Raw genomic sequence first — 22,534 nt, 5'->3', positions numbered from 1 at the left:
GCGGCCGTCCGATGCCAGGGGAGGACAGCCATGCCCAGCGCGAAAGAGACCCCGACCGGCGCCCGCAGCACAGAGCGCACGCCCGGCGTCCATCTTGCCGCGATGCGCGCGCGCGCGCCGCTCGTGCAATGCATCACCAATTTCGTCGCCATGAACACGGCCGCGAATGTGCTGCTGGCGGCGGGCGCCTCGCCCGCGATGCTGCATGCGGCCGAGGAAACCCTTGAATTCACGCCGCTGGCGCAGGCGCTCTCGATCAATATCGGCACACCTTCGCCGCATTGGGCCGCCGGCATGAAGGCCGCGGCCGGGGCGGCGCGGGCGGCGGGCCTGCCCTGGGTGCTAGACCCGGTGGCGGTCGGCGCGACCTCGTACCGGCAGGCGCTTTGCGGCGATCTTCTGGCGCTGGAACCGGCGGTGATCCGGGGCAATGCCTCCGAGATCCTGGCGCTGGCCGGGGCTGCCGCGCGCGGCAAGGGCGCGGACAGCGCCGACCCGGTCGAAGCGGCCGAGGCGGCGGCGCGGGCCCTTGCCCAGCGCAGCTGGGCGGTGGTCGCGGTCACCGGGCCGGTCGATTACGTCACCGACGGCACGCGCGCCTGGCGTGTCCACAATGGCGACCCGATGATGCCGAAAGTCACCGCGCTGGGCTGTTCATTGACCGCGCTGGTCGCGGCCTTCGTGGCGGTCGAGGCCGCCGACCGGGCCGAGGCGACGGTCGCGGCGCTGGCCTGTTTCGGGCTGGCGGGCGAGATCGCGGCCAGGGGCGCATCCGGTCCCGGCAGCTTTGCGGTCGCGCTGATCGACGCGCTGCACGCCATGACGCCCGAGGCGCTGGACCTCGGCGCACGGGTCGAGCCCTCATGAACCGAAACACCCTCGCCGTCTATTTCGTGACCCCCGACGGCGCCTCGCCGGATCTGGTGATGGCGGCGGTCCGGGGCGGCGCCAGCATGGTGCAGCTGCGCGACAAGCGGGCCAGCGACAGCGATCTGGTCGCGCTCGCCCGGCAGCTGAAACCGGATCTGACCCGGCGCGGCGTGCCGCTGATCGTCAACGACCGGCTGGCGGTTGTGCTGGCCTCAGGGGCCGACGGGCTTCATGTGGGGCAGTCCGATGGCGACCCGCGCGCGCTGCGCAAGGCCCTGGGACCGGGGCGGCTGCTTGGCCTGTCGGTCGAGACCCTGGCCCAGCTCGACGCCATCCCCGCGGGCAGTGTCGACTATCTGGGCGTCGGGCCGGTCCATGCGACCGCCACCAAACCCGATCACGCGGCCCCGCTGGGCGTCGACGGGCTTGGGCGGATCGTGAGCAGCACCGCCCTGCCCTGCGTCGCGATCGGCGGGCTCGGGGTCGCGGACGCGGCCGGTGTCAAGGCGGCGGGCGCCAATGGCATGGCGGTGGTGTCGGCGATTTCCGCCGCGCCCGATCCGGCGGCGGCGGCACGCGCCCTGGCCGAAGCCTGGAGAAGCGCATGATCCCCAACATCCTGTCGATTGCCGGGTCCGACCCCTCGGGCGGGGCCGGGATCCAGGCCGATCTGAAGACCATCGGCGCCAATGGCGGCTATGGCATGGCCGCGATCACGGCGCTGACCGTGCAGAACACCCAGGGGGTGCGCGGGGCAGAGCTGGTGGCGCCCGCCCTGGTTGCCGACCAGATCCGCGCGATCCGCGAGGATATCCGCATCGACGCGGTCAAGATCGGCATGCTGGGCTCGGCCGCCATCGTCGAGGCGGTAGCCGGGGCGCTGGCCGGGCTCGACGCGCCGGTGGTGCTGGACCCGGTGATGGTGGCCAAGGGCGGCGACCGGTTGCTGGCCGAAGAGGCCGTGGCCGCGCTTTCTGTGCATCTGATGCCGATGGCCGCCGCGATCACCCCGAACCTGCCCGAGGCGGCCGATCTTCTGGGCCGTCCCGAGGCGCAGGACCGCGCCGGGATGGAGGCGCAGGCCGAGGCGCTTCTGGCGCTGGGGCCGCGCGCCGTCCTGTTGAAGGGTGGCCATCTGTCCGGCTCGGACAGCCCCGATCTGCTGCTGGAACCGACCGGGCGGGTCTGGTTCGAGGGACCGAGGATCGACAGCCCGAACACACATGGCACCGGCTGCACCCTCTCGTCGGCACTGGCGACCTGGCTGGCCCGAACGGGCGAGATGCGCCCTGCGGCCGAGGCGGCGCGCGCCTATACGCGCGCCGCCATCGCAGGCGCCGCGGCGCTGTCGGTCGGGCACGGGCATGGGCCGACCGACCATTTCTTTGCGCTGAGGGACCTCCCGGACTGACGCAGACCCCTGGAAGGGGACGCCCTGTCCGGACCGTGGCGCCGGTCAGTCGAAGCGGCGGCTCAGCGGCGTCGCGCCGGTCGGCCAGTCGCCCGCCGCCACGGCGGCCCCGCCCGAAAAGGCCGCATAGCTTTGGCCGGCCTGATAGCGCAGCGCGCCCAGCTCGGAGGCCAGATCCTCGGCCCGGTCGGCCGAGAGAAATCCGATGAGCCGCCCGCCCGGGTCGCGCTCGACCCAGGCGCGCGCACGGCCGGCATCCATGCTCCAGGGCGCGGGCGCGGACAGATGCGCCATCCGCCAGGCCGCCACCTCGGCCCCCGAGCCGACCACGATCAGTGCGGGCGCGGTCTCGGCCGCCGCCGCATCGACCAGCCGCGCCGGGCGCCGCAAGAGCCGCGCGCCCAAAGCCTCGGCCGCTGCCGTCTCGCCGCCAAGCGCCAGCAGTACCGGTTCGGGTCCGGCGAAGAGATCGCCCAGCATCGGCGGCACCTCGCCCGGGGCCAGCGCGCGGGCCAGATCGAAATCGGGATCGACCGAAACCGCCCGCGCCGGAGCCCGAAGCCGCAGCGTGGCCTCGCCCCGCCCGGCATCGAGCAGAACCAGATGGCGTTCGGTCCCCGCCGCGGTCTCGACCACCACGGGCACCGACAGCCGGTAGGCAGGCCCGGACTGGCCCAGCACCAAATGCAGGGTCGTGCCCTCGGGCTCGGCCGCCTCGAGCCGCAGCGCGGGCAGACCGCTGCGGGTCAGCCACTGATCGAAGAACCAGCCCAGATCGCGCCCCGATGCCTCCTCGAAAGCGGCGCGGAGGTCGTGCCAGGCGGCGACCCGATCATGCCGCTCGGCATAGAAGCGGCTGAGGCCCTTGTGCCAGTCTGCGGGACCGAGCTCGGCCTTGAGCATGTGAAACAGAAGGGCGGCCTTGCCATAGCCGACCGCCTGCCGCGCCCCATGGGAGGCTGCGCGGAATTCGGTCAGCGGCCGGTCCTCGTCGGCGGGCAGCGCCGCGAGGTCGCGCAGCCAGCCCAGCCGCATCTCGCGCGCGGCCTCGGGACCGGCATCCTCGGCCAGCGCATGGTCGGCCATGTAGGTCGTCAGCCCCTCGCACCAGTTGCCGCGCCGGTAATCGACGGCGACCGAATTGCCCCACCAGGAATGCAGCACCTCATGGGCCAGCGACCGCCCGCGCATGTAGCCATGGCCCAGGATCGACTGGCTGACATAGGTCAGACCGGGCATCCCCAGCCCGACCGGGATCGGCGCCGACACGACCGAGAAGCCCGCATAGGGATAGGGGCCGATCTCGGCCGAGAAGCGGTCGATATAGCCCGCGACGGCCTCGGTATAGGCGGGCGAATAGGCAGCATCGCGGGGTTCGAAATAGGTGCGCAGGCGCAAGTCGCCATGCCTCGCCTCGCCCACGGTATAGCGCCCGGCAAAGACCCCCATGTCGGCCGCCCGACCGGTGAACACGAACTGGGCGCGCCGCCCCTCGGCGCCGACCGCCTCGGCGCCGAGCCTGCCGGTCGCGGCCGGGCGCCAGCCCGCAGGCACCTCGAGGTTCAGTTCGAACCGGGCGCGGGGCGCGGAATCGACCGGCAGCCAGCCCGAACCCAGAAGATAGCTGGCCGTCTCTGCCCGCGCGGCCTCGCCGATTTCAGGCGATAGCGGGGGCAGCGTCCCGGTCAGCCGCATCGTCACCGGCCGCCCCATATGCCGCGCCGCCCGCAAGACGCCCGAGCTTGGCACCGGTGTCGCGTCGCCGCCGATCTCCAGCGTCTCGACGGTCAGCCAGTCCTGCCGGGGCAGCGTCACGTCGCCTTGCGGCGCGGGCAGCACCGCGTCGAGCGTCAGGGCCCCGGTGGCCGGGTCGAGCCTGAGCGTCACCGCCTCTTCGCCCAGCATCTCGGCATGCGGGCCGGCCCAGACGGCCGGTCCGGCCAGGGCCGGAAGGGCGGCAAGCAGCAGGGGGCGAAAACGCATCGGCAGGACTCCGGGCAGGCAATTTGCGCGAAGGTTAGGCGCGGTTCGCCCCCAGAGCCAGCGGATTGCGCGTCTGCCACTGCGAGACGGGCGTTCGCCCGCTGCGGCCGACGCCGGGCAGGTTTTCGCGGCAAACGGAGTTTATGGGAATTTGTCCCCGCAGGATCGCAATGGAAGGAGTTATGACCCTTTTGCTTCCGGGTTATCGCGTTCCTCGGGGAATTTTGTTCTACTGCGGGAAAGTTTCAGGGAGAGTCCCGATGAAGTTCTTCCCCATCTTCCTGCGCACCGAGGGCGCGCGGATCGTGGTGTCAGGCGGCGGCGAGACCGCGCTGGCCAAGCTGCGCCTGCTGCTGAAGACCGAGGCCCGGATCGCGGTTCATGCCGCAGAGGCCGACCCGAAGATCGTCGACTGGCAGGCCGAGGGGCGTCTCAGCTGGGTCGCGCGGCCCGTCGAGGCGGCCGATCTCGACGGCGCGCGGCTGGTCTATGCCGCGACCGACGACGCGGCCGAGGATGCCCGCGTGGCCGACCTCGCGCAGGCGGCGGGCGTGCTTTGCAACATCGTCGACAACCGCGCCGACAGCGCCTTCATCACCCCCGCGCTGGTCGACCGCACCCCCGTCGTCGTGGCGATCGGCACCGAGGGCGCGGCCCCGGTTCTGGCGCGCCGCATCAAGGCGGGCCTCGAAGCCTGGCTGCCCGCCGGGCTTGGCGCGCGGGTGCGCGCGGCCGATGCCTTCCGCCCGGCGGCCGAGGCGCTGCCCCAGGGCCGGGCCCGCCGCCGCTTCTGGGAAGACGCCTTCGCGGGGCTTCTCGACGGCATGCCGGGCCCCGCGCCGCAGCTTGCCCCCCTGCTTGAAGCCCACAAGGCGGCCGAAACGGCGACGGGCGAGGTGCTGTTCGTCGGCGCAGGCCCCGGCGATCCCGACGACCTGACGCTGCGCGCCCGCCGCGCGCTCGACCGCGCCGATGTGGTCATTCACGACCGGCTGGTGCCCGCGCCGATCCTGGAACTGGCCCGCCGCGAGGCCGAGATCGTCGAGGCGGGAAAGACCGGCTTTGGCCCCTCGACGCCGCAGGCGGACATCAACGGCCTGATCGTCGACCGTGCGGCCCGGGGCCTTGTCGTGGTGCGGCTCAAGGCGGGCGATCCGTCGGTCTTCGGCCGGCTCGACGAGGAAATCGAGGCCTGCGAGGCCGCCGGTGTCGCCTGGTCGGTGGTGCCGGGGCTGACCGCCGCCTCGGCCGCTGCCGCAAGCCTTGGCCAGAGCCTGACCCGGCGCGGCCGCAATTCCGAGCTGCGCGTGCTGACCGGGCATGACGTGAAGGGCCTTGCCGATCACGACTGGGCCGCGCTGGCCCGGCCGGGTACGGTCGCCGCGATCTACATGGGCAAACGCGCCGCGCGGTTCATCCAGGGCCGGCTGATGATGCATGGCGCCGAGGCCGCTACCCCGGTCAGCGTGGTCGAGAATGCGGGCCGCCCCGAGGAACGCATCCTTTCGGCAAGGCTGGGCACCCTGCCCGCCGAGATCGCCGCCGCCGGGCTGACCGGCCCGGCCGTCATCCTGCTGGGTCTGGCGCCGCGCGCCGCCGCCCGGTCCCTTCCCGCCCTGCGCGAGGCCGCCCGATGAAACGCCGCTTTCACCCCAGCGTCGTGACCGCCAACGACCTGTTCGAGGGCCACCCGGTCTGGCGCACCGCGGACGGGCGCTGGTCGGCCACGATCCGCGAAGCCGAAGTGCTGCGCGATCCCGAGACGGCCGAGGCCTGCCTTGCCGCAGCCGCGTCCGACGCCGCTCGGGTCGTCGGCCCCTATCTGGCCGAGGTCGCGACCGCGCCCGAAGGCCCCGCCCCCTTGCATTTCCGCGAGGTCTTCCGCGTCCGGGGTCCCGCCCACGCCTCTGACCGCCTCGACCACCTTCCCGGAGAGTGACGATGTACGCCTATTCCGATTTCGACGAGAGTTTCGTGCGCGACCGCGTGCGCCAGTTCCGCGATCAGGTCGAGCGCCGGATCGACGGCCGCCTCAGCGAGGACGAGTTCAAGCCGCTGCGCCTGATGAACGGGCTTTACCTGCAGCTGCACGCCTACATGCTGCGCGTGGCCATTCCCTATGGCACGCTCGACGCGCGCCAGATGCGCCAGCTTGCGACGATCTCGGAGCGCTGGGATCGCGGCTATGGCCATTTCACCACCCGCCAGAACATCCAGTTCAACTGGCCCAAGCTGCGCGATGTGCCCGACATGCTGGATGCGCTGGCCGATGTCGGCATGCATGCGATCCAGACCTCGGGCAATTGCGTGCGCAACGTCACCTCGGACCATTTCGCGGGGGCCGCCGCCGACGAGATCGCCGATCCGCGCCCCTATGCCGAACTGTTGCGGCAATGGTCGAGCGACCATCCCGAGTTCCAGTACCTGCCGCGCAAGTTCAAGATCGCAATCACCGGCGCCACCGCCGACCGCGCCGTGACGCGCGCCCATGATATCGGGCTGCGCGTCGTCGCGCAGGACGGCGCCGTGGGGTTCGAGGTCAGCGTCGGCGGCGGGCTCGGCCGCACCCCGATGATCGGCCGCATCATCCGCGACTTCCTGCCCGAGGCCGATCTGGTGCCCTATGTCGAGGCGGTGCTGGGCGTCTACAACCAGCTTGGCAGGCGCGACAACAAGTACAAGGCCCGGATCAAGATCGCGGTCCACGAGATGGGGCTTGATACCATCCGCGATCTGGTCGAGGCCCGCTTTGCCGAGACCCGGTCCGAATTTCCCGGTGCCGACGCCGCCCTGGCCGAGATCCGCGCGGCCTTCCGCGCCCCCGATTTCCGCGCGGGCGGTACCGCGATCCCGTCGGGCAGCCCGGCGTTCCGGGCCTGGACGGATACGAACCTTGCCCCGCACCGGCGCGAGGATCACGCCATCGTCACCGTCTCGCTGAAGACGCCGGGCCAGCAACCGGGCGATGCCAGCGCCGATCAGATGCGGGCGATCGCCGATCTGGCCGAGATCTTCGGCTATGACGAGATCCGCATCAGCCACCGCCAGAACGTGATCCTGCCCCATGTCCGCAAGGACGACCTGCCCGCGGTCTTCGAGGCGCTGGCGGCGGCCGGGCTGGCGGCGGCCAATGCCGGGCTGATCTCGGACATCATCGCCTGCCCGGGGATGGACTATTGCGCGCTGGCGACGGCCCGCTCGATCCCGGTCGCGCAGGAAATCGCGGTCCTGTTCGAGACCCTCGATCTGGCCCATGAGGTCGGCCCGCTCCGGCTGAACGTCTCGGGCTGCATCAATGCTTGCGGCCATCACCATGTGGCCGATATCGGCATTCTCGGGCTCGAACGCGCGGGCGTCGAGACCTATCAGATCACGCTGGGGGGCGATCCGACCGAACGGATCGCCATCGGCGAGCGCACCGGTCCGGGCTTTGCCGCGGACGAGATCGTCGGTGCGGTGGAACGTATCGTGACGGCCTATCTGGAGCTTCGCGACAGCGCGGACGAGACCTTTGCCGAAGCCTATCGGCGGCTGGGGCTCGCGCCGTTCCAGAAGGCGCTTTATTCCGAGGAGAGCAGGGAAAATGCGGCCTGAAAACGGGTTCGAACGGGCAGAGACCCGGCTTGCGGCGCTGAACCGGCGCCTGGACGGCGCGACGCCGCAAGAGGTGCTGGCCGAGGCGGCCGACCGCTTCGCCGGGCAACTGGCGCTGGTGTCTTCCTTCGGGGCGGAATCGGTCGTGCTTCTGCACATGGTGGCCGAACTCGACCCCGGCCTGCCGGTGCTGTTTCTGGAAACCGAGATGCTGTTCCCCGAGACGCTGGCCTATCAGCGCGAGGTCGCGGACCTGCTGGGACTGACCGGCGTTCGGCTGCTGCACCCCGACACCGAGGCGATCGAGCTGCACGACCCGGCGGGCGATCTGCACCGCAGCGATCCCGATCTCTGCTGCCATCTGCGCAAGACCGAACCGCTGGAGAGCGCGCTTGCGGGCTTCGGCGCCTGGGTCACAGGGCGCAAGCGGCACCAGACCCGCGAGCGCCAGGCGATGCATGTCTGCGAAACCGACGAGGCCGGGCGGGTCAAGATCAACCCGCTGCATGGCTGGGGCCGCGAGGATGTGGCCGCCTATATCGACCGTCACGACCTGCCCCGGCATCCGCTGGTGTCGCGCGGCTATCCGTCGATCGGCTGCGCGCCCTGCACCAGCCGCGTCGCTCCGGGCGAGGACCCGCGCGCGGGCCGCTGGCGCGGTCAGGACAAGCAGGAATGCGGCATCCATCTGGTCAATGGCCGCTTCGTGCGGATGGGGGCGGAGGACGTGGCATGAGCGACCGGGTTCTGATCACCGATGCGGGCTTCGGCCCCGTCGATCCGGCCGAGCGCTACCTGGGCTTCGCCGATCTCGAGGCGGCACCCGGGGCGCTGCGGGTCGATCTCGGCCCCGAGACCGACCCGGCCACGCTGACCCCGCATCTGGCGCAGATCCAGACCATCCGCATCGCCTTTCCGGCGGTATCGGACGGGCGCGGGTTCACGCTGGCGCGGACGCTCCGGCGGATGGGCTTTGCCGGGCGGCTCCGTGCCGCCGGGCAGCTGATCCCCGAGCAATATCCGATGGCGCGGGCCTGCGGCTTCGACGAGGTCGAGATCGACGCGGCCCGCGCACAGCGCCAGCCCGAGGCCGACTGGCGCGCGGCCGCAGGGCGGCAGGGTTATCTCGCGCGGTTGCGGCGCCCGGCCGCCTGATCCGGGATCAGGGCAGGCGCAGCAGAGCCGACAGCGGGGCCAGTGCCACCTCGCCCGGCCCCGATTGCAGCGCCCAGGAAAAAAGCGCGGTCACGGTCTCGGGGCGGCTGTGACCGACCAGCACCGCCTGCCCGGTCTGGCGCGCCTCGAACACCGCACGGTCCAGCATCCGGCGCATGGTCTCGGTGTTCTGCCCATCGGCATCGAGGGTCTGGAAGACCGTCGCCTCGGGCACGCCCGCCCGGTCGGCGGCGCGGGCCGCAGGGTTCAGACCCTCGTCGCGCGTGACGATCCCGTGACCGGTTTCGGCCAGCACGCCCAGAACCGCATCGGTCAGGACGCGATCCTCCTGAAACCCGTCCGTGCCGGGGTCGAGCACGGCAACACCGCTGCCGATCAGCCCAAGCGCGCGGTTCAGCCGGGCGGCGGCCTCGGCAGGCGGCAGATCCGACAGTCCGCTGGCCAGCAGCGCGACCTCATAGCCCGCCCGGTGGAAATCGGCGGCGGCCTCGGCAGCGCCGGGCATCGCCGGGTCGATCGCGAAGGTCACCGGAAAGGGAAAGGTCAGCAAGGCCCGGCGGTCGAGCCCTGCCGCGCCGACATCGACCAGCACCAGCGACAGAAGCGGCGCCCCGGGCGGCGGATCGAAGGCCACGGCATTCCGCGCCAGCGCCCCCAGCGGCGCCGGGGCGGCGGCCCGATCCTGCGCCCGTTCCCCCGGCCGGTCGTCCGGCGCGGGACCCGTCGCCGCGCCTTGCTCGCTCGGGGCCGTGGCGTCCACGCCCGGAACCGTGCCGAGCGTCGGCAGCGGAGCGACCGGGGTCAAGTCGCCCGGGGGCTCTCCGGGCGCATCGGCGGCCCCGGCGCCGGGCGGCGGCAGGATGCGGGGCGCTGCATTTCCGGAGCCAGGCCCCGTGTCAGGCCCCGAGTCAGGCACGGAGTCAGGCTCGGGCTGGGGCAGAGTACTCGCCGCATCGCCGTCCCGATCAGCGGGCAAGCCGGCACCGGGAATGGCCGGAGCGGCCTCCGGCTTTGTCCCGGTCGCTGTCCCAGTCGCTATTCCAGTCGCTGTCCCGGTCGCAGGTGCGGTCGTCGTCCCAGTCTGCATCCCGGTCGCGGGATGGCCATCGGACCGTGCCTCGGGGGCGGGCGGCGTGGCCGGTTCGGGCGCGGCGGGGCTGCGCAGGGCGGCACCGGCGGGCGCGGGCTCTTCGGCACCGAGGTCGGTCCCGGCCCCGAGATCGACGGCCGCATCGGGAGCCTCGGGCGGGGTCATCGTCTCGGGTATCGCTGAGACCGGGGCGGGGGCCGCCGCGGGCGCGGTGTCGGGCAGCGGCGCCTCGGCGACGGCGGCGGGGGCCGGGGCGCCCATCGCCGGGGTCTCGCGCAGGGTCTCTTCGCGCTCGGGCAGGGTCGCCTCGGTCTCGGGCCGGGGACGGTTGAATTCGGACCCCGGCGGCAGGTCGATATCGGTGGTCGGATCGGTGGCGGGCAGCCCCCCGGGCCCGGACGGCGCCGCGGGCCGCGCCGCCGGGGCCGGAACCGCGGCAGGCGCGGTTTCAGGCTCGGGGGCGGCGGGCGCGCCGCTTTCGGGGATGGCCGAGAACCGCGGGGCGGGCGCCTCACCCGGCTGCGCGGGCACGGGAGCGGGCACGGGGTCTCTCACTGGGGCGGGCACCGAAGCGGACCCGGCGCCGGGACCAGAACCGGGACCAGCGCCGAGACCAGGGCCGGGCCCGGACGGCGGCACCGCGACCGCCAGCGCCGCCAACCCCAGACCGCTGGCCGCAGCACCCCAGAGAAAGCCGCGAATGCCGCTGGAAAAAACCCTGCCCATGCCTCGTACCTCCGACCTCGCGACGGCCTGCCCGGGCCGCCCTGTCCGATGCGGGACCCTTTGCCCCGCCGCCGCCCCTTGACCGGGGCGCGTCGCTCTGAGCATGTATAGCCCGACCCGCGACCCGGTTCATCCCCTTTCGCGAAGGCGCTGACCATGCTGCTCTTGATCGACAATTACGACAGTTTCACCTATAATCTGGTGCACTATCTCGGGGAACTCGGCGCCGAGACGAAGGTCGTCCGCAACGATGCCCTGAACGTGCAGGAGGCGATGGGGCTGCGGCCGTCCGCGATCCTGTTGTCGCCCGGCCCCTGCGATCCGGCCCAGGCCGGGATCTGCCTGCCCCTGACCCGCGCCGCGGCCGAGACCGGCATACCGCTGATGGGCGTCTGCCTCGGCCACCAGACCATCGGCGAGGCGTTCGGCGGCAAGGTGGTGCGCGCGGCCGAGATCGTGCATGGCAAGATGGGCTCGATCGAGCATGACGGGTCGGGCGTCTTCGCGGGCCTGCCCTCGCCCTTCAAGGCGACCCGGTATCATTCGCTGATCGTCGAGCGCGCCAGCCTGCCCGACTGCCTGATCGCCAATGCCTGGCTGGAAGACGGAACCATCATGGGGCTGCGCCACCGCGAGCTGCCGATCCACGGGGTGCAGTTCCACCCCGAAAGCATCGCCTCGGAGCATGGCCATGCCCTGTTGAAGACGTTCCTCGACACCGTGAAGGAACCCGCATGAGCGACGCGCTGAAACCGCTGATCGGCCTTGCCGCCGACCGCCCCCTGACCCGGGACGAGGCCGAGACCGCCTTCGAGGCGCTGTTCGAGGGCGAGGCGACGCCAAGCCAGATCGGCGGTCTGCTGATGGCGCTGCGCACCCGGGGCGAGACGGTCGACGAATATGCCGCCGCCGCGAAGGTCATGCGCTCGAAATGCCGGAAGGTGACCGCGCCCGAGGGCGCCATCGACATCGTCGGCACCGGCGGTGACGGCAAGGGCACGTTGAACATCTCGACCGCGACCGCCTTCGTGGTGGCGGGCGCGGGCGTGCCGGTGGCCAAGCACGGCAACCGCAACCTGTCGTCGAAATCGGGCGCGGCGGATGCGATGACCCATATGGGCATCAACGTGATGGTCGGCGCCGATGTCGTCGAAACCGCGCTGAGGGAGGTCGGCATCGGCTTCATGATGGCGCCGATGCACCATCCGGCCATGGCCCATGTCGGCCCGACCCGGGCCGAGCTGGGCACCCGGACGATCTTCAACATCCTCGGCCCGCTGACCAACCCCGCCGGGGTCACGCGCCAGCTGACCGGCGCCTTTTCCAAGGCACTTCTGCGCCCCATGGCCGAGACGCTCGACCGGCTCGGCACCGAAGTCGCCTGGCTGGTGCATGGCGGCGACGGCACCGACGAGTTGTCGATCGCGGGGATCAGCCATGTCGCGATGCTGGAGGAAGGCACCATCACCGAGCGCGAGCTGCATCCCGAAGAAGCGGGCCTGCCGGTCCATCCCTTCGAGGCCATCATCGGCGGCACGCCCGATCACAACGCCCGCGCCTTCGCGGCGCTTCTCGACGGCGAGGCCTCGGCCTATCGCGACGCCGTGCTGCTGAACGCGGCCGCCGCTCTGGTGGTGGCGGGCCGGGTCACGACGCTGCGCGAGGGCGTCGAGCGGGCACAGGACAGCATCGACAGCGGCGCGGCCAAAAGCAAGGTCGAGGGCCTCGCCCGGATCACATCGGAGGCCGCATGACCGAGACCATTCTGGACCGCATCAAGGCCTACAAGCTGGAAGAGGTCGCCGCCGACAAGGCCACGCGGCCGCTGGCGGATGTCGAGGCGGCGGCACGCGCCGCCCCGGCCGTGCGCGGCTTTGCCGAGGCGCTGCACCGGGCGGCGCTGACGGGCTACGGGCTGATCGCGGAAATCAAGAAGGCCAGCCCGTCGAAGGGGCTGATCCGGCCCGATTTCGACCCGCCCGCGCTGGCGCGTGCCTATGAGGCAGGCGGCGCGGCCTGCCTGTCGGTGCTGACCGACACGCCCTCGTTTCAGGGGGCCAAGCCGTTCCTGACCGAGGCCCGCGCGGCGGTGAAGCTGCCAGTGCTGCGCAAGGATTTCCTCTACGATACCTATCAGGTGGCCGAGGCCCGGGCGCTGGGCGCCGACTGTATCCTGATCATCATGGCCAGCGTGTCTGACGCCCAGGCGGCCGAGCTGGAAGAGGCCGCGACTTCCTGGGGGATGGATGCGTTGATCGAGGTTCATGACGCCGATGAACTGGACCGCGCGGCCAAGCTGAAATCGGCTCTGATCGGCATCAACAACCGCAATCTGAAGTCGTTCGAGACCAGCCTCGACACCACCAGGCAGCTGGCCAAGCGGGTGCCCGAAGGCCGCCAGATCGTCAGCGAATCCGGGCTCAACACCCCGGCCGATCTGGCGCAGATGGCGATGTACGGCGTGCGCAGCTTCCTGATCGGCGAAAGCCTGATGCGTCAGGAGGATGTCGCCGCCGCGACCCGCAAGCTGCTGGCCAACCCGGCGATGGGCGCGCATTGATGCCCGAGCTGACCCATTTCGACGCCGAAGGCCGGGCCCATATGGTCGATGTCTCGGACAAGTCCGAGACCGCGCGGCTGGCGGTGGCGACGGGATGGGTCCGGATGGCCCCCGAGACGCTGGCTCTGGTCCGCGCGGGCAGCGCGAAGAAAGGCGACGTGATCGGGGTCGCGCGGCTCGCGGGCATCATGGGGGCCAAGAAGACCTCGGATCTGATCCCGCTGTGCCATCCGCTGCCGATCACCCGGGTTGCGGTCGATCTGACGCCCGACGAGAGCCTGCCGGGCCTTCGGATCGAGGCCACGGTCAAGACCACCGGGCGCACCGGGGTCGAGATGGAGGCGCTGACCGCGGTCAGTACGGCGGCACTGACGGTCTATGACATGCTCAAGGCCGCCGAGAAGGGCATGGAAATCGGCGGCATCCGGCTGAAGCTGAAAGAGGGCGGCAAGTCGGGCCGCTACGAGGCCTCCGAATGATCTCGGTCGACGCGGCGCTTGGCCATGTCTTCGACCTGATCGCGCCGCTGCCCGTCGAGGAGGTGCCGCTGGCCGAGGCCGCGGGCCGGGTGCTGGCCCGCCCGGTCGCCGCGCGCCGCAGCCAGCCGCCCTTTGCGGCCTCGGCGATGGACGGCTATGCGATCCGCGAGGAAGACGCCCGCCCGGGCGCGGCGCTGCGCGTCGAGGGCGAGGCCGCCGCCGGTCAGGGCTGGCCGGGCACGGTGGCGCCGGGGCAGGCGGTGCGGATCTTCACCGGCGCGCCCTTGCCCGCGGGCGCCGACCGCGTCGTCATTCAGGAAGACGTGACCCGCGAGGGTGACCGGATCGTGCTGGGCGCGGGCTTCGATCACGGCACCAATATCCGCGCGGCGGGCGGCGATTTCCGGCAAGGCGACATGCTGGCCGCCCCGCGCCGTCTGGGTCCCGCCGATCTGGCGCTGGCCGCCGCTATGAACCTGCCCGCCCTGCCCGTCCACCGCCGCCCCGAGGTCGCGCTGATCGCGACCGGCGACGAGCTGGTGATGCCGGGCGAAACCCCCGGCCCCGACCAGATCGTGGCCGCGAACGGCTTCGGGCTGAAGGCGCTGATCGAGGCCGAGGGCGGCATCGCCCGGCTGCTGCCCATCGCGCGCGACAGCGAGGCCTCGCTGCGATCCGTCTTCGCCCTGGCCGAGGGCGCCGATCTGGTGGTGACCATCGGCGGCGCCTCGGTCGGCGATCACGACATCGTCGGCAAGGTCGCGGCCGATCTCGGTATGGCGCCGGCCTTCTACAAGGTCGCGATGCGGCCCGGAAAGCCGGTGATGGCGGGCCGTCTGGGCGGGGCCGCGATGATCGGCCTGCCCGGCAACCCGGTCTCGGCCATGGTCTGCGGCCATGTCTTCCTGCGGCCTGCGCTTCGGGCCTTTCAGGGCCTGCCCAAGGCGCCCCTCCCGACCGCGCGCGCGCCGCTGGCCACAGATCTCGAGGCCAACGGACCGCGCACCCATTTCCTGCGCGCGCGCCTGACACCCGAGGGCCTTTTGCCCTTCGAGCGGCAGGACAGCGCGCTGCTGTCGGTGCTGGCCGAGGCCGATGCGCTGCTGATCCGTCCGGCGGACGACGGGCCACAGCCCGCAGGGGCACTGGCGGAATACTTGACGTTGCGGTAACTAAAGCTTGACACAAAACGTGAACATGTCTAGAACAGGAGAGAACGGCTTCCTGTGGGGGGATGGACATGTTGACTCGCAAGCAACTGGATCTTCTTGAATTCATTCATAAAAGAATGCAGCGCGACGGTGTTCCGCCGTCCTTCGACGAGATGAAGGAGGCGCTGGATCTGCGGTCCAAATCGGGCATTCACCGACTGATCACGGCGCTGGAGGAACGCGGATTCATCCGCCGTCTGGCCCATCGCGCCCGCGCCATCGAGATCGTCAAGCTGCCCGAGGCGCTGGAGGCCAGGGGCTTCCGCCCGGTGGTCATCGACGGCGACCGCCCCGAGACGCCGCCCCCCTCGGGTGCGATGGACGTCACGCCCGTCCATGCGCTGGAACTGCCGGTGATGGGCCGGATCGCGGCGGGCACGCCGATCGAGGCGATTTCCGAGGTGTCGCATACGGTGGCTGTGCCGGGCTCGATGCTGTCGGGCCGGGGACGGCATTACGCGCTGGAGGTCAAGGGCGACTCGATGATCGAGGCCGGGATCAACGATGGCGACGTCGTGGTGATCCGCGAACAGACCACCGCCGAGAACGGCGAGATCGTGGTGGCACTGGTCGAGGGCCATGAGGCGACGCTGAAGCGGTTCCGACGCAAGGGCGAGATGATCGCGCTCGAAGCCGCGAACCCGGCCTATGAGACCCGCATCCTGCGATCCGATCAGGTCAAGGTGCAGGGCCGTCTGGTCGGGCTGATCCGCAGCTACTGAGCCCAGAGCCGGTCGCCCGCCACGCCGCGGGCGGTGACAAGGCGCGGGCCGTCCGCGCCGGGAAACAACGCCAGCGCCCCGGTCCGGGCCAGCGCCGCGCGGTCGAAGACCCGGCACCCCGCAGGCGGATCGTCGACATATTGCGGCACCACCACCCAACCCCGCATGCAGGCGGGCGCGATCCGGTCGGCCCAGCCGCGCCCGGTGATCAGCGTCACCCGCTGCCCGGCCACCGTCGCCTCCTGTTCGCCACGCGCGCCGTTCAACCCCGGCCGGGCGACGGCCATGGCCTGATCGGCGCTGTCGCCGTCGTTTTCCAGCCAGCTCAGCGCGACGAAGCCCTCGCCCGAGGGTTTCGACAGCGCCCGGCCCTCGGAGCCCATCGCCCCCATCAACCCGCCGCTGTCGGCAATCAGCAGTGCGGGGCGCTCGACTGCCGACCAGAGCGCGAAAGCCGCGAGGATCGGCACCAGCCCCAGCGCCCGGGCGCGGCCCGTCCAGAGCATGACAAAAAGCGCCCCGACCGCGATCAGCGGCAGCACGGCCGGCCCCGGCGCGGGCACGGGCCAGACTGCGCCGTCAAGCCCCGCGACCCGCTCGGCCACCCAGAGGATCCAGGCGATGCCCCAGCGCATCGGCTCGAGCCCCAGCACCGCCAGCCCGAAGGGCGCGAGACAGGCGGCTGCGACCGCGGCGGGCATCACCAGAAGCCCCATCAGCGGCACCGAGGCCAGATTGGCGATCAGCCCGAATTGCGAGACCTGGTTGAAATGCGCGGCCCCGAAGGGTGCGGTCGCGGCCCCCGCCACCGCCGAGGAGATCACCACCGCCAGCGCGCCCTGCGCCCAGCGGGGCGGGCGCCAGCCGCCTTCGGGCCGGTCGCGCAGCGCGGCAAAGACCGCGATCAGCGCCGTCGTCGCGGCAAAGGACATCTGGAAGCCCGCCTGGGTCAGGCTTTCGGGGGTCAGGACCAGCACGATCAGCGCGGCCAGCGCCACTGCGCGGAGCGTCAGCGCCCGGCGGTCGGCCATCACCGCGCCAAGCACGACCGCGACCATGACGAAGGCACGCTCGGTCGCGACATTGCCGCCCGAGAGCGCCAGATAGACCGCGCCGACCGCCAGCGCCCCCGCCGCCGCGATCTTCTTGATCGGCAGGCGCAGCGCCAGCCGCGGCCAGAGCGCCAGCGCAAAGCGCAGCGCGGCGAACACGACCCCGGTCAGCAACCCCATATGCAGCCCCGAGATCGCCAGCAGATGCGCGAGGTTCGAGTCGCGCAGCGCCTGGATCGTGTCGCGCGACATGGCCGAGCGGTCGCCGGTCAGGATCGCCGCCGCGAACGCGCCCTGATCGCCCGGAATGCGCGCCCGAAGCGCGTCCGACAGCGCCATCCGCATGCGGTGCACCAGAAGCGTGGCGCCGCCCTCGGGCGGGCTCAGCGTCACCGCCGGGCTGTTGGCATAGCCCACCGCCCCGATCTGCTGGAACCAGGCATGGCGGCGGAAATCGAAGCCGCCGGGCTCGGCCGGGGCGCCCGGCGGTGACAAATGCGCCATCATCGCGATCCGGGCGCCGGGCGGCGGCGCCGTCACCCCGCCCTCGCCATGCAGCGCCACGCGCAACCGGCGGGGCGTCTGGTCGGGGGGCACGCGCTCGATCCAGACCTGATCGAGCGTGATCCGCGGCGCGTCCGAGATCGAGCGGTCCAGAACCAGCACCCGGCCCTCGAGCGCGCCATAGACGCGGTGGTCGAGCTTGGGCGCCGCGACCAGATGGGCGCGGGCCCCTGCCAGCGCCGTCCCGCCCGCAACCAGCGCCAGCGCGATCAGGAGAGGCCCCCACAGCTCGGGCAGGCGGCGCGCGGCCAGGGCCAGCACGGCAGCGGCCCCGGCGCAGGCCCAGAGCGCCCAGACCGGCGGCTCGGTTTTCTGCAGGAAATACAGCCCGATGCCCAACGACAGGAAGACCGGCGTCCAGGGGAAGAGATGGCCGCGCCGGGCCTCGACCGACGCCAGCATCGCCGACGCCGCCAAGGCCAGCGCCCGCGCCAGCTGTGCCGGTCCCGCAAGGCCGACCGGCCCGGTCAGCAGAAGCCCCACCGCTTGTCCTCTCCGCAGCGATCTCCTAGACAGACAGAGACGCTATCTCCACCATGGTGAATAAAAGGTTAAGGCTCATGACCGACATGTCGGACGGCCCTGTCGTCACCCGTTTCGCGCCCTCGCCGACCGGGTACCTGCATATCGGCGGCGCGCGCACGGCGCTGTTCAACTGGCTTTTCGCGCGCGGCCGGGGCGGTCGCTTCCTGCTGCGGATCGAGGATACCGACCGCGCCCGCTCGACCCCCGAGGCGACGGCCGCGATCCTGAAGGGGCTGACCTGGCTGGGGCTCGACTGGGACGGCGAGGCCATCAGCCAGTTCGAACGCGCGCCCCGCCATGCCGAGGTGGCCCGCGCGATGCTGGACAACGGCACCGCCTACAAGTGCTTCGCAACGCAGGCCGAGATCGAGGCCTTTCGCGAGGCGGCGCGCGCCGAGGGCCGCTCGACGCTTTTCCAGAGCCCCTGGCGCGACGCCGATCCGGCGACCCATCCCGATGCGCCCTATGTGATCCGGCTGAAGGCCCCGCGCGAGGGCGCGACGGTGATCGCTGACAAGGTGCAGGGCGACGTGAAGATCGGCAACGACCAGCTTGACGACATGGTGATGCTGCGCTCGGACGGCACGCCCACTTACATGCTGGCGGTGGTGGTCGACGATCACGACATGGGCGTGACCCATGTGATCCGGGGCGACGACCACCTCAACAACGCGGCCCGGCAGATGCAGATCTATCACGCCATGGGCTGGCCGGTGCCGGTCTGGGCGCATATCCCGCTGATCCACGGGCCCGATGGCAAGAAGCTGTCGAAGCGCCACGGCGCGCTGGGGGTCGAGGAATACCAGGCCATGGGCTATCCGGCGGCCGCGATGCGCAACTATCTGGCCCGGCTCGGCTGGTCGCACGGGGATGACGAGGTCTTCGACGACGCCCAGGCCAAGGAATGGTTCAGCCTTGAAGGAATCGGCCGCTCTCCCGCGCGGCTCGACTTCAAGAAGCTTGAAAACCTCTCGGGTCAGCATATCGCGGCGGCGGAGGATGCCGCGCTGCTGCGCGAAGTTCAGGCTTTTCTGGCCGCAACTGACGGACCGTCCCTGACGGAAGAACAGATCGCCGGTCTGGCCCGCGCCCTGCCCTTCCTCAAGCAATCCGCGAAGACCTTCCCCCAACTCGTTGAAAAGGCGTATTTCGTTCTGGGAGAGCGTCCCTTCGAGCCGGATCAGAAAGCAGCAAAATCGCTGGATGATGTATCCCGTGGTATACTGGGAGAATTGACGCCGCATCTGCAAAATGCTAGCTGGACGCGTGACGCCCTTGAGGCGGCCGTGACCGGGGTGGCAGAGGCCCATGGGCTGACCCTCGGGAAACTGGCCCCGCCCCTGCGCGCCGCACTTGCCGGGCGGACGGTTACGCCCAGCGTCTTTGACATGATGCTTGTCATCGGCCGGGACGAGACGCTCGCCCGGCTGGCTGACACCCAGGGCTGAGGCACCGCCGCCGAAAGCCCCCTGCACGCCACCGTCCGGAGCCGCGATCAGGGAGCGCGGCCCGGTATCTCAAGAAGAGGGACTTTCATGGCTGACAGCAAGAAATCCGCAACGCTGACTCTGGGTGACACATCGGTCGAGCTGCCGGTGCTGAGCCCGACGGCCGGGCCGGACGTCGTCGATATCCGCAAGCTCTACGGCCAGATGGGGATCTTTACCCACGATCCGGGCTTCACCTCGACCTCGTCCTGCGAAAGCTCGATCACCTTCATCGACGGAGACAAGGGCGAGCTGCTGCATCGCGGCTATCCCATCGACCAGCTTGCCGAGAAATCCCACTTTCTCGAGGTCTGCTTCCTGCTGCTGTACGGCGAACTGCCCACCGCCGCCCAGCTGGAAGACTTCGAGAACCGCGTGACCCGCCACACCATGGTGCATGAACAGATGCACCGCTTCTTCACCGGGTTCCGCCGCGACGCGCACCCGATGGCGGTCATGGTGGCCGTGGTCGGCGCCATGTCGGCCTTCTACCACGACTCGACCGACATCTCGGACCCCTGGCAGCGCGAGGTCGCCTCGATCCGGCTGATCGCCAAGGTCCCGACGATCGCCGCGATGGCCTACAAGTATTCGATCGGCCAGCCCTTCATCTATCCGCGCAACGATCTGGACTATGCCTCGAACTTCCTGCGCATGTGCTTTGCGGTGCCCTGCGAGGAATATGAGGTCGACCCGATCCTGACCCGCGCGATGGACCGGATCCTGACGCTGCACGCCGACCACGAACAGAACGCCTCGACCTCGACGGTGCGTCTGGCCTCGTCGTCGGGCGCGAACCCCTTTGCCTGCATCGCGGCCGGCATCGCCTGCCTCTGGGGCCCGGCCCATGGCGGCGCCAACCAGGCCTGTCTGGAAATGCTGCGCGAGATCGGCACCGTCGACCGGATCCCGGAATTCATCGCCCGCGCCAAGGACAAGAACGATCCGTTCCGCCTGATGGGCTTTGGCCACCGGGTCTACAAGAATTTCGACCCGCGCGCCAAGGTGATGAAGCAATCCGCCGACGAGGTGCTGGAGCTTCTGGGCATCGAGAACAACGAGACCCTGAAAGTCGCGATGGAGCTTGAGAAGATCGCGCTGGAGGACGAGTATTTCGTCTCGAAGAAACTCTACCCGAACGTCGATTTCTATTCGGGCATCATCCTCGACGCGATGGGCTTCCCGACCTCGATGTTCACGCCGATCTTCGCGGTCAGCCGCACCGTCGGCTGGATTTCCCAGTGGAAGGAAATGATCGGCGATCCGGCGATGAAGATCGGCCGTCCGCGCCAGCTTTATACCGGCGCCACCCGCCGCGACTACGTGGATGTCGAAGACCGGCGCTGATCGCCCCGGCCGTCACCGAAACACCGGACCCGCAGGCCGATGCCTGCGGGTCCGTTTCATTTCGGGGCGCCGGACGCCCGGCGGGGTCCGGTTACTTGGTCAGGATACCCGCACCGGCCCCAATCGCGGCACTGGTCCCCACATCGTTGCCGGTCGCTGCACCAACGCCCGCGCCCAGCACGCCGCCGGTCAGTGCGCGTTCGCCGTAGCTTTCGCCGCACCCCGCCAGCAAGGCGGCGCCAAGAAGCGAAACGGCGGTGATCGTATGAAGACGGGTCATGGCGGATCCTTTCCCTTGGGTCATTTGCCTTGCCCAACGCACGGCTTGCCCCTCCCGTTCCATCGCCGCACGGAGCCGGGCCTCGCCTCGGCAAGGACCGGCCGACCGCCCCCGTCTCAGCAGCCCTCGAACCGGGCCTTGCGCTTTTCGAGAAAGGCCAGCACGCCCTCCTTGAAGTCGCGCGAGGCACCGCATTGGCCCTGCAGTTCGGCCTCCAGCGACAGCTGGGTCTCGAAATCGTTCGAGACCGAGCGCCGCAGCGCGGTCTTGAGATTGGCGTAAGCCACGGTCGGCCCCGAGGCCAGCTGCGCCGCCCGGGCGCGCCAGTGGGCCTCGAACCCGTCCTCGGGCACGGCCTCCCAGATCATGCCCCACTCGGCCGCCTGACGCGCCGGGACGGGTTCGGCGAAAAGGGCCGCCCCCATCGCGCGGGCAAAGCCCACCTGCCGGGGCAACCAGTAGGTGCCGCCCGCATCGGGGATCAGCCCGATGCGGGTAAAGGCCTGCACGAAAACCGCAGCCTCGGAGGCGATGACCACATCGGCGGCCAGCGCCAGATTGGCCCCGGCCCCGGCGGCGGCGCCGTTGACCGCCGCGATCACCGGCACCGGACAGTCGATGATGGCGTTCAGCATCGGTTCGTATTCGTCCCGCAGCGTGCGCTCGATGTCGATATTGGCGATGTTGGCGCCGTCGCCCAGGTCCTGGCCGGAACAGAAGGCCCGGCCCGCGCCGGTCAGCACCACGACTCGCGCCGCCTGCCCCGCCGCGCGCATCGCATGGGTGATCTCGGCCCGCATCTGCGCGCTGAGCGCATTCATCACCTCGGGCCGGTTCAGCGTCACCACCGCCAGCCCGTCCGTGCAGTCAAATCCGATGGTCTTGTAATCCGTCACGGCAGTATCCTCCCCTTGCCCGGTCTCCGGTCAGACTAGCGGCAGCGCGCCCGGGGAAAAGGGAGACGCGAGGTCAGCGCCTCACTTGCCGAGGATCTCTTTCAGCCGCGCCTCTTCCTCGGGGCTCAGCGCCTCCGAGCCCGCATCGCGCCCGGCCCGGCGTCCGCGAATGTAGAAAACGGCCGCGCCCAGCCCCAGTACCAGCATCAGCGGCCCGGCGATGTAAAGCACGAGGTTCGAGCCGGTGGCAGTTGGTTTCAGCAGGACGTATTCGCCATAGCGGTCGACCAGATAGTCGACGACCTCGGTATCGCTGTCGCCCGCCGCGATCCGCTCGCGCACCAGGACCCGAAGGTCGCGCGCCAGATCGGCGTTGGAATCGTCGATGCTTTCGTTGCGGCAGACGAGACAGCGGATGCCCTTCGAGATATCGCGGGCGCGGGCCTCTTCGGCCGGGTCGGCCAGCATCTCGTTCGGTTCGACCGCCTTCAGCGGCCCGCTTAGCAACGGGGTCAGGCTCAGGGCCAGCAGAAGGGCAGAGATCAGCGCGGGACGGGGCAT

At 70.7% G+C, this 22,534-nt stretch carries 22 protein-coding genes; 16 read left to right on the top strand and 6 right to left on the bottom strand.

Features of this window, described 5'->3' with window-relative positions; translation table 11 throughout:
- The first annotated feature begins 30 nt into the window (after positions 1-30).
- Genes thiM through thiD form a run of 3 tightly spaced genes read left to right on the top strand, consistent with a single transcriptional unit; the run spans position 31 to position 2,281 of the window.
- Entirely contained in the window at positions 31-867 is an 837-nt protein-coding gene (thiM, locus tag BYZ73_RS03205) for a hydroxyethylthiazole kinase (RefSeq protein WP_112314882.1), read from the top strand.
- Positions 864-1,478, top strand: a complete 615-nt coding sequence (thiE, locus tag BYZ73_RS03200) for a thiamine phosphate synthase (RefSeq protein ID WP_112314881.1) — start codon at positions 864-866, stop codon at positions 1,476-1,478. The genes thiM and thiE overlap by 4 nt, the downstream gene beginning before the upstream one ends.
- Positions 1,475-2,281 carry a bifunctional hydroxymethylpyrimidine kinase/phosphomethylpyrimidine kinase gene (thiD, locus tag BYZ73_RS03195; RefSeq protein WP_112314880.1) on the top strand — a complete coding sequence of 269 codons (807 nt, stop codon included), beginning with the start codon at positions 1,475-1,477 and terminating at the stop codon, positions 2,279-2,281. Before thiE ends, thiD begins: the two co-directional genes overlap by 4 nt.
- Positions 2,282-2,326: 45 nt before the next feature.
- Here thiD and BYZ73_RS03190 read toward each other — a convergent pair whose 3' ends face one another.
- On the bottom strand, positions 2,327-4,264 hold the full coding sequence (locus BYZ73_RS03190; protein ID WP_112314879.1) for a M1 family metallopeptidase: 1,938 nt from the start codon (positions 4,262-4,264) through the stop codon (positions 2,327-2,329).
- 260 nt (positions 4,265-4,524) lie between these two features.
- Here BYZ73_RS03190 and cysG point away from each other — a divergent pair, with 260 nt between their 5' ends.
- The 5 genes from cysG to BYZ73_RS03165 are packed head-to-tail and all read left to right on the top strand — an operon-like array spanning position 4,525 to position 9,013.
- On the top strand, positions 4,525-5,901 hold the full coding sequence (gene cysG, locus BYZ73_RS03185) for a siroheme synthase CysG (protein ID WP_112314878.1): 1,377 nt from the start codon (positions 4,525-4,527) through the stop codon (positions 5,899-5,901).
- Positions 5,898-6,203, top strand: coding sequence for a DUF2849 domain-containing protein (locus tag BYZ73_RS03180; RefSeq protein WP_112314877.1), 306 nt, complete (start codon positions 5,898-5,900; stop codon positions 6,201-6,203). Before cysG ends, BYZ73_RS03180 begins: the two co-directional genes overlap by 4 nt.
- 2 nt (positions 6,204-6,205) lie before the next feature.
- The gene (locus tag BYZ73_RS03175; protein WP_112314876.1) at positions 6,206-7,858 is read left to right on the top strand and encodes a nitrite/sulfite reductase; all 1,653 of its coding nucleotides are present in this window, start codon (positions 6,206-6,208) and stop codon (positions 7,856-7,858) included.
- Positions 7,848-8,594, top strand: coding sequence for a phosphoadenylyl-sulfate reductase (locus BYZ73_RS03170; protein ID WP_108022776.1), 747 nt, complete (start codon positions 7,848-7,850; stop codon positions 8,592-8,594). The genes BYZ73_RS03175 and BYZ73_RS03170 overlap by 11 nt, the downstream gene beginning before the upstream one ends.
- Positions 8,591-9,013: a DUF934 domain-containing protein gene (locus BYZ73_RS03165; RefSeq protein WP_112314875.1), complete on the top strand. Its 423-nt coding sequence runs from the start codon at positions 8,591-8,593 to the stop codon at positions 9,011-9,013. Before BYZ73_RS03170 ends, BYZ73_RS03165 begins: the two co-directional genes overlap by 4 nt.
- Before the next feature lie 7 nt (positions 9,014-9,020).
- Here BYZ73_RS03165 and BYZ73_RS03160 read toward each other — a convergent pair whose 3' ends face one another.
- Positions 9,021-10,667: a divergent polysaccharide deacetylase family protein gene (locus BYZ73_RS03160; RefSeq protein ID WP_146746250.1), complete on the bottom strand. Its 1,647-nt coding sequence runs from the start codon at positions 10,665-10,667 to the stop codon at positions 9,021-9,023.
- Between the two features lie 339 nt (positions 10,668-11,006).
- On the opposite strand from BYZ73_RS03160, the gene BYZ73_RS03155 reads away from it, so the two are divergent.
- The 6 genes from BYZ73_RS03155 to lexA all read left to right on the top strand — a co-directional run bounded on the left by BYZ73_RS03155 (position 11,007) and on the right by lexA (position 15,822).
- Positions 11,007-11,588, top strand: a complete 582-nt coding sequence (locus BYZ73_RS03155; protein ID WP_108022773.1) for an anthranilate synthase component II — start codon at positions 11,007-11,009, stop codon at positions 11,586-11,588.
- Positions 11,585-12,604 (top strand): anthranilate phosphoribosyltransferase, encoded by a 1,020-nt coding sequence (gene trpD, locus BYZ73_RS03150; protein WP_075785696.1) that lies wholly within the window; start codon positions 11,585-11,587, stop codon positions 12,602-12,604. Before BYZ73_RS03155 ends, trpD begins: the two co-directional genes overlap by 4 nt.
- On the top strand, positions 12,601-13,410 hold the full coding sequence (gene trpC, locus BYZ73_RS03145; RefSeq protein WP_108022772.1) for an indole-3-glycerol phosphate synthase TrpC: 810 nt from the start codon (positions 12,601-12,603) through the stop codon (positions 13,408-13,410). Before trpD ends, trpC begins: the two co-directional genes overlap by 4 nt.
- The gene (moaC, locus tag BYZ73_RS03140; protein WP_112314873.1) at positions 13,410-13,889 is read left to right on the top strand and encodes a cyclic pyranopterin monophosphate synthase MoaC; all 480 of its coding nucleotides are present in this window, start codon (positions 13,410-13,412) and stop codon (positions 13,887-13,889) included. Before trpC ends, moaC begins: the two co-directional genes overlap by 1 nt.
- Complete coding sequence (locus BYZ73_RS03135; RefSeq protein ID WP_112314872.1) at positions 13,886-15,061, top strand: molybdopterin molybdotransferase MoeA; 1,176 nt, start codon at positions 13,886-13,888, stop codon at positions 15,059-15,061. The genes moaC and BYZ73_RS03135 overlap by 4 nt, the downstream gene beginning before the upstream one ends.
- Positions 15,062-15,129: 68 nt before the next feature.
- Positions 15,130-15,822, top strand: a complete 693-nt coding sequence (lexA, locus tag BYZ73_RS03130; protein ID WP_112314979.1) for a transcriptional repressor LexA — start codon at positions 15,130-15,132, stop codon at positions 15,820-15,822.
- Here the strand turns inward: lexA and BYZ73_RS03125 are convergent.
- On the bottom strand, positions 15,816-17,921 hold the full coding sequence (locus tag BYZ73_RS03125; protein WP_342768179.1) for a ComEC/Rec2 family competence protein: 2,106 nt from the start codon (positions 17,919-17,921) through the stop codon (positions 15,816-15,818). The two genes, lexA and BYZ73_RS03125, sit on opposite strands and share 7 nt — an antisense overlap.
- A gap of 86 nt (positions 17,922-18,007) precedes the next feature.
- On the opposite strand from BYZ73_RS03125, the gene gltX reads away from it, so the two are divergent.
- Complete coding sequence (gene gltX, locus BYZ73_RS03120; RefSeq protein WP_425451060.1) at positions 18,008-19,411, top strand: glutamate--tRNA ligase; 1,404 nt, start codon at positions 18,008-18,010, stop codon at positions 19,409-19,411.
- 87 nt (positions 19,412-19,498) lie between these two features.
- A complete protein-coding gene (gltA, locus tag BYZ73_RS03115; protein ID WP_108022764.1) occupies positions 19,499-20,797 on the top strand; it encodes a citrate synthase in 1,299 nt (432 codons plus the stop codon).
- A gap of 91 nt (positions 20,798-20,888) precedes the next feature.
- Here the strand turns inward: gltA and BYZ73_RS03110 are convergent, their stop codons facing one another.
- From BYZ73_RS03110 to BYZ73_RS03100, 3 genes are all read right to left on the bottom strand, one after another.
- Positions 20,889-21,077 carry a hypothetical protein gene (locus tag BYZ73_RS03110; protein ID WP_075785690.1) on the bottom strand — a complete coding sequence of 63 codons (189 nt, stop codon included), beginning with the start codon at positions 21,075-21,077 and terminating at the stop codon, positions 20,889-20,891.
- A 116-nt stretch (positions 21,078-21,193) separates the two neighbouring features.
- Positions 21,194-21,973 (bottom strand): enoyl-CoA hydratase-related protein, encoded by a 780-nt coding sequence (locus tag BYZ73_RS03105; RefSeq protein ID WP_112314870.1) that lies wholly within the window; start codon positions 21,971-21,973, stop codon positions 21,194-21,196.
- An 81-nt stretch (positions 21,974-22,054) separates the two neighbouring features.
- Complete coding sequence (locus tag BYZ73_RS03100; protein WP_245943031.1) at positions 22,055-22,534, bottom strand: cytochrome c-type biogenesis protein; 480 nt, start codon at positions 22,532-22,534, stop codon at positions 22,055-22,057.

This window comes from Rhodovulum viride (assembly GCF_003265965.1).
Classification (GTDB): domain Bacteria; phylum Pseudomonadota; class Alphaproteobacteria; order Rhodobacterales; family Rhodobacteraceae; genus Rhodovulum; species Rhodovulum kholense.
The sequence above is the reverse complement of the archived record's forward strand: the minus strand, read 5'-3'. Positions and strand labels throughout refer to the sequence as shown.